At 75.5% G+C, this 10,239-nt stretch carries 8 protein-coding genes; 7 read left to right on the top strand and 1 reads right to left on the bottom strand.

The features are described 5' to 3' along the window. On the top strand, positions 1-672 hold a 672-nt coding region (locus tag EAO71_RS05750), incomplete at its 5' end, for a DUF2867 domain-containing protein (protein ID WP_147976803.1). Between the two features lie 221 nt (positions 673-893). Beyond that, positions 894-2,267: a cryptochrome/photolyase family protein gene (locus EAO71_RS05745; RefSeq protein WP_147976690.1), complete on the top strand. Its 1,374-nt coding sequence runs from the start codon at positions 894-896 to the stop codon at positions 2,265-2,267. 55 nt (positions 2,268-2,322) lie between these two features. On the opposite strand, the gene EAO71_RS05740 is transcribed toward EAO71_RS05745, so the two are convergent. Beyond that, complete coding sequence (locus tag EAO71_RS05740; protein WP_147976689.1) at positions 2,323-3,321, bottom strand: MerR family transcriptional regulator; 999 nt, start codon at positions 3,319-3,321, stop codon at positions 2,323-2,325. Between the two features lie 134 nt (positions 3,322-3,455). On the opposite strand from EAO71_RS05740, the gene EAO71_RS05735 reads away from it, so the two are divergent. From EAO71_RS05735 to EAO71_RS05715, 5 genes are all read left to right on the top strand, one after another. Beyond that, positions 3,456-4,049: a sigma-70 family RNA polymerase sigma factor gene (locus tag EAO71_RS05735; RefSeq protein ID WP_147976688.1), complete on the top strand. Its 594-nt coding sequence runs from the start codon at positions 3,456-3,458 to the stop codon at positions 4,047-4,049. 156 nt (positions 4,050-4,205) lie between these two features. After that, positions 4,206-5,792: a molybdopterin-dependent oxidoreductase gene (locus tag EAO71_RS05730; RefSeq protein ID WP_147976687.1), complete on the top strand. Its 1,587-nt coding sequence runs from the start codon at positions 4,206-4,208 to the stop codon at positions 5,790-5,792. Positions 5,793-5,822: 30 nt separating this feature from the next. Beyond that, a complete protein-coding gene (locus tag EAO71_RS05725) occupies positions 5,823-7,910 on the top strand; it encodes an ATP-binding protein (RefSeq protein ID WP_147976686.1) in 2,088 nt (695 codons plus the stop codon). 368 nt (positions 7,911-8,278) lie between these two features. Continuing rightward, the gene (locus EAO71_RS05720; RefSeq protein ID WP_147976685.1) at positions 8,279-9,535 is read left to right on the top strand and encodes an NAD(P)/FAD-dependent oxidoreductase; all 1,257 of its coding nucleotides are present in this window, start codon (positions 8,279-8,281) and stop codon (positions 9,533-9,535) included. Next, positions 9,529-10,239: DUF1365 domain-containing protein (locus EAO71_RS05715; protein WP_147976684.1), on the top strand; the 711-nt coding region annotated here is incomplete at its 3' end. The genes EAO71_RS05720 and EAO71_RS05715, both read left to right, overlap by 7 nt.

The raw sequence follows: 10,239 nt of genomic DNA, 5'->3' as shown, positions 1-10,239 counted from the left end.
GCCCTCGACCTGGCCCTCCAGCGGATCCGCGAGGCCCGGGTCACCACCCGCTGGTCCTCGGCCTCGGTGCCCGGGGCACCGAGCGACCCGCTGCCCACCGACCCCGACTGGGCCGGCGGCAGCCTCTACACCGACGAGCGGGAGCGCTCCGTGGACGCGACGCCGCAAGCCCTCTGGCGGGTCGTCGAGGGCATAGGAGGTGAGAACGGCTGGTACTCCTTCCCGCTGGCCTGGGCCGTCCGCGGCTGGTTCGACCGGCTCGTCGGGGGCGTCGGGCTGCGCCGGGGCCGCCGCGACGCCTCCCGTCTGCGCGTCGGCGACTCCCTGGACTTCTGGCGGGTGGAGGAGATCGAACGGGGACGGCTGCTGAGGCTGCGCGCCGAGATGCGGCTGCCCGGCCTCGCCTGGCTGGAGATGTACGTCGAGCGGGACGAGCGGGGCCGGACCAGGTACCGGCAGCGTGCCCTCTTCCATCCGCGCGGCCTCGCCGGGCACGCGTACTGGTGGTCCGTGTCCCCGTTCCACGCCGTGGTCTTCGGCGGCATGGCCCGCAACATCGCACGCACCGCCGAGACGGCGGACGCGAAACCGCCGGCCGAGGCGCGGTCGGCGGGCGCGACGGGCACCGCGACCGCCGGCGGCCGCCGCCCGGCGGGCGAGTCCGGCGGGTGACCGGGCGCCCTGCGGCGCGTACGACCCGGCCGGCGCCGCGCCGCACGGCTCCCCGGCCGCGGCCGCCGCGCGGGCGACGCCCTGTCAGGATCCGCCCCCGGCACCGCATCCGGGTTCCCGCGCCGGGCCGAAGGGACACCGCACATGTCAGCGCACAGCGATCACCGGGCGACGAGGCGGGACGCGCCCCGCCCCGGTGAACGACAGCCGGGAGTGGCACCATGAACGTCTCCGTCGTCCTGTTCACGTCGGACCTGCGGGTGCACGACCATCCGCCCCTGCGCGCGGCGCTGGGGCTGGGCGACGAGGTGGTACCGCTGTTCGTGCGCGACCCGGCGGTCGACCGCGCGGGATTCGCCGCCCCCAACCGGCTCGCCTTCCTCGCCGACTGCCTGGCCGACCTCGACGCCGGGCTGCGCGAGCGGGGCGGCCGGCTCGTGCTGCGCACCGGCGACCTCGTCGAGGAGGTGTGCGCCGTCGTCCGGGAGGCCGACGCGGACGAGGTCCACATGGCCGCCGGCGGCAGCGCCTTCGCCCGGGACCGCGAGGACCGGCTGCGCCGTGGCCTGGAGGCGGACGGACGGCGCCTGTACGTGCACGACGGCGTGGTCACCGCGCTGCCGGCCGGTGCGGTGACGCCCAGCGGCTCGGACCACTTCGCCGTCTTCACCCCGTACTTCAGGCGCTGGTCGACCGAGCGGCTGCGCGAGCCGCTGGACGCGCCGCGCAAGGTGCCGGTGCCGAAGGGGATCCGCTCGGACCCGCTGCCGGCCCGGCCCGATGCCGCGACGCTGTCGCCGGGGCTGGCGTCCGGTGGCGAGAGCGAGGGCCGCAGGCGGCTGACCGCCTGGCTGAGCCGGCACGCCGACGCCTACGAGGACCGGCACGACGACCTCCCCGGCGATGCCACCTCGCGCCTCTCGCCGTACCTCCACTTCGGCGCCCTCTCCGCGGCCGAGGCCGTCGACCGGGCCCGGTCCCGCGGTGGTGCGGGGGCCGAGGCGTTCGTACGGCAGCTCTGCTGGCGCGACTTCCACCACCAGGTCCTCGCCGCCCGGCCCGACGCGGCCGTCGAGGACTACCGCACGCACGACGACCACTGGCGCGGTGGCAGCGAGGCCGAGGCGGACCTCAAGGCCTGGAAGGAGGGCCGCACGGGCTACCCGGTCGTGGACGCGGCGATGCGCCAACTCGCCCACGAGGGCTGGATGCACAACCGGGGCCGGCTGCTCGCCGCGTCCTTCCTCACCAAGACGCTGTACATCGACTGGCGGGCCGGGGCCCGGCACTTCCTGGACCTGCTGGTCGACGGCGACGTCGCCAACAACCAGCTCAACTGGCAGTGGATGGCGGGCACGGGCACCGACAGCCGCCCCAACCGGGTCCTGAACCCGGTGCTCCAGGGCAAGCGGTACGACCCCGACGGCGCGTACGTACGGCGCTGGGTCCCCGAACTCGCGGGCGTCGAGGGCGCCGCCGTCCACGAGCCGTGGAAGCTGCCCGGCCTCGAACGGGCCCGCTACGACTACCCGGATCCGCTGGTCGAACTCGCCGACGGACTGGCCCGCTTCCGCCACGCCCGGGGCCGGGACTGAACGTCCGCGGGGCCCGGGGGCGTCGCGGGCCGGGACTGAACGCCCCCGACACCGTCTAACGCGCCGTCGCCACCGGCCCCGTGGCGCCGGCGCCCGCGACGCCGGTGTCCGCCGCGTCGCACAGTGCGCGCAGCAGGGCCAGGGCCTCCCGCAGCCCGCCGGGGCGCAGCATGCCGGGGGCCGGCGCCGGGCCCGCCCAGCCGGGGCCCGCGAGCAGGACCGTCGTGCGGGTCCGGGCACCCTTGACGCCCCACGAGGTGTCGGCGACGTGCCGGGCGAGCGGGGGATTGGCGGTCGAGCGGGCCTGGGCCCACAGCACGACGGCGGCCGGTCCCGTCCGGCGCACCGCCTGGTCGAGTGCCTCCGGCGGCACGGCGGCCCCGAACATCCGGGTGGGCAGAGCCAGTTCGGCGAGCCCCGCGGCCAGGGCCTCCAGCGGGAGCGTGTGCTGCTCGTTCGGTACGCAGGCGAGCAGGACCGGGGGAGTGCCCGCCCGCAGGGCGGGCCGGGCCGTGCTCACGCGCCGCAGGGCCGACGAGACGTGCCAGGACAGCAGATGTTCCACCTCGACGTAGCGGTCGTCCGAGGTCTCCCACTTCCGGCCCACCGCGTGCAGGGCCGGCGCCATCACCTCCTCCCAGGCGGTGACCAGGCCGTACTCCTCGATCAGGCTCCCCAGCATCTCGTCCATGGCGGCGGCGTCGAGGCGGACGGCCGCGCGGCCCAGGCCCCGGCACTCCTGGCGTGCGCGGCCCAGCGGCAGGCCGCCCCCGGCTCCGGCGCGGGGCGCCGGTGCCGGGACCTCCGCCAGGGGCGCAGCCGCGCCGGAGCGCGCGGTGCGGGCGGCCTCGGCGGGCGGGACCCCGGACGCCGTCAGCCGGCACATCTCCTCCAGGACCGCGATGTCCGCCGGAGTCCACCGCCGGTGCCTGCCGTCCTCCCGGGCGGCCGGGCCGATGCCGTACCGCCGGTCCCAGGAACGCAGGGTGGTGGGGGCGACGCCCAGACGCCGCGCCACGGCCCCGCTCGTGATGCCATGCGCGTACTCGGTCATGACTCCACCATACGACGCAGAATCGATGCGAGTGGAACGGGGAGGGTGGGGCAGCGGAGTCTGGAGGGGTCCCCGACTTTCGGGGAGTGTCAGCCGACCGGTCGACACCGGTCCCGGCCCGAGGAGCAGTCGACATGACCGCACCCTGCGTCACCGTCCAGCCGTCGCCCGAGGACGAGGAGCTCCTGCTCGACCACGAGGTCGCCGCCGGCTTCGTGCGGGGCGACGAGCAGTGCCTCGCCATCGCCTACCGGCGCTGGGGCGGGCTCGTCCAGACGCTGGCGGCCCGCACCCTCGGCGACTCCAGGGAAGCCGAGGACGTCACCCAGCAGGTCTTCCTCGCCGCCTGGCGCGGCCGGGAGGGCTACCGGCCCGAGCGCGGCCCGCTGGCCGGCTGGCTGGTCGGCATCACCCGGCGGAAGATCGCCGACGCGCTCTCGGCCCGCACCCGGCGCCGCGAGCTGGTCGCCGCCGCGGGTGCGGCCCTGCCGCTCGCGGAGGACCCCGCCGACCGGCCCGACAGCGCCCTGGACCGGGTCCTCGTCATCGGCGAGCTGGCCAAGCTGCCGCTCGTGCAGCGGGAAGTGCTGGCCATGGCGTTCTACGGCGATCTCACCCAGACCCAGATCGCCGAGCGCACCGGCATGCCGCTCGGCACCGTCAAGAGCCACGCGCGGCGCGGACTGCACCGGCTGCGCCACTGCCTCGCGGCCCAGCCCGGCCACTGAACCGGTGCACAGGCGTTGCGACTCCGGGGAGCACCTTCCCGCGGCGGGCGGTCCGCCGGAGCGCACCGTCCTCCACGGGGTGGTTCCGGTGGTTTCCGGTCCGTCTCCCGGGTGAATTCACCCATCCGCGGCGCCCTCGGTGCCGAATCCAAGACCATGACCCTCTCAGAACCCCCGCGCGAGCCCACCCGCACGGACCGGCTCCTCGCCGCACTCGGCGGTCTCCTGGCCGGCTACGTCTCCCTCGCGGTCGCCGAACTCGTCGCCGCCGCGGTCCGCCCCGAGGCGAGCCCCGTCATGGCGGTCGGGGGCGCGGTCATCGACCACACGCCCGCGGGGGTCAAGGAATGGGCGATCCGGAACTTCGGCGAGAACGACAAGATCGTCCTCCAGCTCGGCATCCTCGTCGTGCTGGGGCTCCTCGCCGCGGCCGTGGGCCTGCTCGCCCTCCGCCGCCGTACCGTCGGGGCGGCCGCCGTCCTGGTGTTCGGCGTGATCGGCGCGGTCGCCGCGGTGAGCCGCCCGGACTCCGACTCCTTCGTGGACGCCCTGCCCTCGCTGGTCGGCGCGGTCGCGGGCGCGGTGCTGCTGTACGTACTGATCGGCCGCCTCCTGGCCCCCCGGCCCGGATCCTCGCCGGAGGGCGCCGTCGGCGCCGGCCGCCGCAGCTTCCTGCTGGTCGCCGCGTCCACGGCCGTCGCCGCCACCGCCGCGGGGGCGGTCGGCCGGGCCCTCGGCGGCACCCGCAACGCGGACGCGGCGGCCTCCCGCGACGCCCTGCGGTTGCCGCGGCCCGCGTCCGCCGCACCGGCCGTTCCGCCCGGCGCCCAGCTCCGCGTGCCGGGCATCAGCCCCTTCGTCACCCCGAACAAGGACTTCTACCGGGTCGACACCGCGCTCGTCGTCCCGAAGATCGACGCCGCCGACTGGCGCCTGCGGATCAGTGGCCTGGGCGTGCCGGAGACCCGCATGCTCAGCCTCGACGACCTCTTCCGCCGCGAGGTGATCGAGCGGGACATCACCCTCGCCTGCGTCTCCAACGAGGTGGGCGGCCCGTACGTGGGCAACGCCCGCTGGCTCGGCGTCCGGCTCGCCGACCTCCTGCGCGAGGCCGGCGTGAAGCCGCCCTCCGAGGGCGGCCCGGCCGACCAGATCGTCGCCCGATCGACGGACGGCATGACCATCGGCACCCCGGTGGAACAGGTGATGGACGGCCGCGACGCGCTCCTCGCCTTCGGCATGAACGGCACCCCGCTGCCCTTCGACCACGGCTTCCCCGTCCGCATGCTCGTGCCGGGACTGTACGGCTACGTCTCGGCCTGCAAGTGGATCGTCGACATCGAACTCACCACCTTCGACGCCTACGACGCCTACTGGGTCCCGCGCGGCTGGGCCGCCGAGGCGCCCGTCAAGACCCAGTCCCGGATCGACACCCCCCGGCCGCTCTCCCGGCCGAAGGCGGGCACGGTGATGGTGGCCGGGGTGGCCTGGGCGCAGCACCGCGGCATCAGGCGCGTGGAGGTCCGTGTCGACGACGGCCCCTGGCAGGACGCCGAGCTCGGCACCGAGGACAGCCGGGACACCTGGCGCCAGTGGGTGTACCGCTGGCAGGCCGTGCCCGGCCGGCACTCCCTCACGGTCCGCGCGACCGACGGCACGGGGCGGACGCAGACCGAACGGCGCGCGGAGACCATGCCCGACGGGGCGAGCGGATGGCACTCGGTCGTCGTGAACGTCGAATGACCGAGCGAGCGGGCTCCGCTCGGGCGCATCATGAGGGACACTGCTCTCGTGCGTGGACATCTACCGGACGAGAACACCGATTTCGTGGGGCGCCGCGCGGAACTGGACCGGCTCTCCGCCGAGTTGGCCGAACACCGCCTGATCACCGTCACCGGGGTCGCCGGCGTCGGCAAGACCAGGCTCGCGCTGCGTGTCGCGCGTGAGGCCGCCGACGGCTTCCCCGACGGTGCCTGGTGGGCCGATCTGACCCCGCTCGACGGCGACCGGCTGCTCGTCGCGACGCTCTCCGACTCCGTCGACCTGTCCGACCACACCCCGGGCATGCCGGCCGGGGCGCTGGCCCAGTGGCTCGCCCCGCGGCGCCTCCTGCTCGTGCTCGACTCCTGCGACCATCTCGCCGAGTCCTGCGCCGCGCTCCTGGCCGACCTCCTCGCCGCCGCCCCCGGCCTCACCGTGCTCGCCACCAGCCGCCGGCCGCTCGGTGTGGACGGGGAACGGGTCTTCCCCCTCGAACCCCTGCCGTCGGGCGGGCGTGACGCCATGAGCCTGCTGCGGCAGCGCGCGACGGGTCAGCGGCGCGGCGGCACGGCGCGCGTTCCGGGCCAGTGGCGGGCCGGGCCGGCCAGCGAGATCTGCGTCCGGCTCGAGGGCATCCCGCTGGCGCTGGAACTCGCCGCGGCCCAGATCCGCATCCAAGGGGTCGACGCCGTCCGCGCCCAGCTCGACTCGCGGTTCGACCTCCTCGTGCACGAGGAGCGGGTGTGGCCGCAGCGGCATCAGACCCTGCGTGCCGCGATCGGCTGGAGCCACGAACTCTGCGAGCCGCTGGAACGGCTCCTGTGGGCCCGGCTGACCGTCTTCCGGGGCCCCTTCGACCTCGCGTCCGCCTCGTTCGTCTGCGAGGGCGGCCCCCTCACCCCGGACACCCTGCCGGCCGCCCTCGACACGCTGGTGCGCTGCTCGGTGGTCCGCAAGGAGGGCAACCGCTACCGCCTGCTCGACACCATCCGCGAGTACGGGGCCGGCTGGCTGGAGCGGCTCGGCGAGACGGAAGCGGTCGCCGACCGGCATGCCGCCTCCTGCCTCGAACTCGCCCGCCGCGCCGACGCCGAATGGCTCGGCCCCCGGCAGCTCTCCTGGTACAACACCTTCGATGAGCGGCACACCGACCTGCGCACCGCGCTGGACCGGCTGCTGCGCACCGACCCCGACGGCGCGCTGGCCCTCGCCGGTTCGACCGCCTTCTTCTGGTCCTGCTGCGGCCGGCTCCGCGAGGCCCGCGACTACCTCGAACAGGCGCTGCTGCTCAGCGAGGCCCGCGGCCCGGACCGGGCCCGCGCCCTGTGGGCCCTGGGGGTCACCCTGACCCTCCAGGGAGAGTTCACCGCCGCCCAGGACGTCAGCGAGCAGTGCGCGCGCGAGGCACGCCACGCCGAGTACGACCGGGCACCCGACGACCGCGGCCGGCCGGGGGAGCGGACCCTGGACGCCGCGTACCTCGCGGGCCTGATAGCGCTGCTGACCGGGCGCCCGATGGCCGCGCTCGTCGTCGTGGGACACGTCCTCGCCGCCGTCCCCGGCGACCCCGCCGACTCGGCGGCCCGGCTGCGCTGCCGGCTGGTGCGGGTCTTCGGACTGACCGGGCTCGGCCGCTTCGACGAGGCGCGCGCCGAGGCGCTCGCGCTGCGCGCCGTCTGCCTCGACCTCCAGGAGTACTGGACCCGCGCCTACCTCGACTACCAGCTCGCCCTCATCGGCCTCCTCGACGGCGACCCCGCGGCGGCCGTCACCCACGCCCGGGAGATGCTGGAGGGCAAGCGGCTGCTCGGCGACAGCTTCGGGGTGGCCCTCGGCCTCGACGTCCTCGCCGCCGCGCTCGCCGCCGACGGGAACGGGGAACTCGCCGCCGACGTCTCCGGCACGGGCGAGGCGTACTGGCGCTCGACCGGCCACCCGCAGCGCGGCATGCCCGAACTCCACGCCCTGCGGCTGAAGTACGAGACCACGGCGCGCGAGACGATCGGTTCCCCCACCTACGAGGAGATCTTCCTGCGCGCCCTCTCCGGGCTCCCGCAGGACGGCCTGGACCGCGCGCTCCGCGGGGCGCCCCGGCACTAGGTCCTGTCCGGGGCCGTGTCCGGGCGATCTTGCCGGGCTCCCGACGCCCTGAGACTCCGTCTCCCGCGTCGTCGGTCACGTAGCGCCGTCCGCCGGCAGGGCGGGCCCCGCGGTGCCCCGCGCGTCCGCCGCCCTCCCGCGGCCACGACGCCGCCCGCCACGCCTCGGATCCGCACGCCCGGACGCTGAACCCACCGGGCCCGCGAACCGTACCCTTCGGCGCCGGCGCCTCGTTCGGATGCGCCGGGGAGCCGATCTCGGACCAAAGACCGAGATTCCCATCCGGTGGCCGTCCGGCTCCGAAGTAACCGTGAGGCACCTCGCGCGCGGACCGTGCGAGGGCCTGCGAGCGCGAGGGGTTGAGGGACGTGGACCGGCGGAGAGTCGCTGTGGTGGGCGGGGGCGTGGCGGGGCTGACCGCCGCGCACGTGCTGCAGAAGACGTACGACGTGGTGCTGTACGAGGCCGACGACCGCCTCGGCGGCCACGCCCACACGCACGAGCTGCCCACCCGGGACGGCGGCACGGTCCACGTGGACAGCGGGTTCATCGTCCACAACGAGCGGACCTACCCCCATCTCCTGCGGCTGTTCCGCGAACTCGGGGTCGCCACCCGCGAGTCCGAGATGAGCATGTCGGTCCGCTGCGACGGCTGCGGCCTGGAGTACGCGGGCGCGCGCGGCCCGGCCGGTCTGCTGGGCGGCGACAACCTGCGGCGCGGCCGTCATCTGCGGATGCTCGCCGACGTGCCGCGCTTCCACCGAGCGGCCCGCCGGCTCCTCGACTCCGGCGACGCCACGCAGACCCTCGGCGACTTCCTCCGGCGCCGCGGCTTCTCGGACTACTTCGTCGGACACTTCGTCGTGCCGCTGGTCTCGGCCGTCTGGTCCTGCGCCCCCGACACGGCCCTGCTCTACCCCGCCCAGTACCTCTTCCGCTTCCTGTCGCACCACGGACTGCTGTCCGTGACCGGCTCCCCGCAGTGGCGGACGGTGGCCGGCGGGTCGGCCACCTACGTCGCCCGGGCGGCGAAGCAGTTCACGGCGGTCCGCACCGCCACCCCCGTCCGCGCCGTGGAGCGCGGCGCCGGGTACGCGCGGGTGACCACGGCCGACGGCGACACCCAGGAGTACACGGCCGTCGTCGTCGCCACCCACCCCGACCAGGCGCTGCGGCTGCTGGCCGACCCCACCGAGGACGAGCGGCGCGTGCTCGGCGCCTTCACCTACTCCCGCAACCCCACCGTGCTGCACCGCGACACGTCCCTGCTGCCCCGCTCCCCGCACGCCCGGGCCTCCTGGAACTACTGGCTCCCCTCCTGCGCGGCCCGGCCCGACACCGTCCAGGTCAGCTACGACATGAACCGCCTGCAGCGGCTGACCACCGCCGAACCGCACATCGTCACCCTCAACGCCGGCGACCGCGTCGACCCCGCCACCGTCGTCGCCCGCATGGTGTACGAACACCCCGTCTACACCCCGAGATCCGTCGCCGCCCAGCGCGAACTGCCCCTCCTCAACACCTCGGTCACCGCCTTCGCCGGCGCCTACCACGGCTGGGGATTCCACGAGGACGGCTGCCGCGCGGGCGTCACCGCGGCCGAGAGCCTGGGGGTCCGATGGTGAGCACCCGCCCCGCGCGACGCGTCCTGCCCCGCGTCCCGGCGCTCTACGAATGCACCGTCGCCCACGCCCGGGTGACGCCCGTCCGCCACGCCTTCCGGCGGCGCACCTACCTGTGGCTGGTCGACGTCGACGACCTGCCCCGGCTGCCCCGCGTCCTGCGCCCGCTGGCCCGCTTCGACGCCCGCGACCACTTCGGCGGACACGCCCCCTCGATCCGGGAAGGGCTCCAGGCGTACCTGCGCGCCCAGGGCGTCCACGACGCCGACGGACCCGTCCTGATGCTCGCCCACGCCCGGGTGTTCGGCTACGTCTTCAACCCCCTCACCCTCTACTGGTGCCACGACCGCGCCGGGGCGCCGGTCTGCGTCGTCGCCGAGGTCCACAACACCTACGGCGAACGGCACTGCTACCTGCTGCGCCCCGACGAGCGGGACACCGCCGACGTCCCCAAGGACTTCTACGTCTCCCCGTTCTTCGCCGTCGAGGGTTCGTACCGGATGCGGCTGCCGCTGCCCGCCGACCGGCTCGACCTGACGGTGCAGCTGCGGCACGACGACGGCGCGCGCCCGTTCACCGCGACCGTGCGCGGCCGGCACCGGCCCGCCGGACCCCGCGCCCTGCTCGGCGTCGCCCTGAGCCACCCGTGGTCCACGGCCGTCGTCTCGGCCGGCATCCGGTTCCACGGCATCCGGCTGTTCCTCCGT

This window comes from Streptomyces sp. MS191, from assembly GCF_008042125.1.
Taxonomy (GTDB): Bacteria; Actinomycetota; Actinomycetes; order Streptomycetales; family Streptomycetaceae; genus Streptomyces.
Note: the sequence above shows the minus strand (reverse complement) of the source record. Positions and strands in the feature narration are given on the sequence as shown.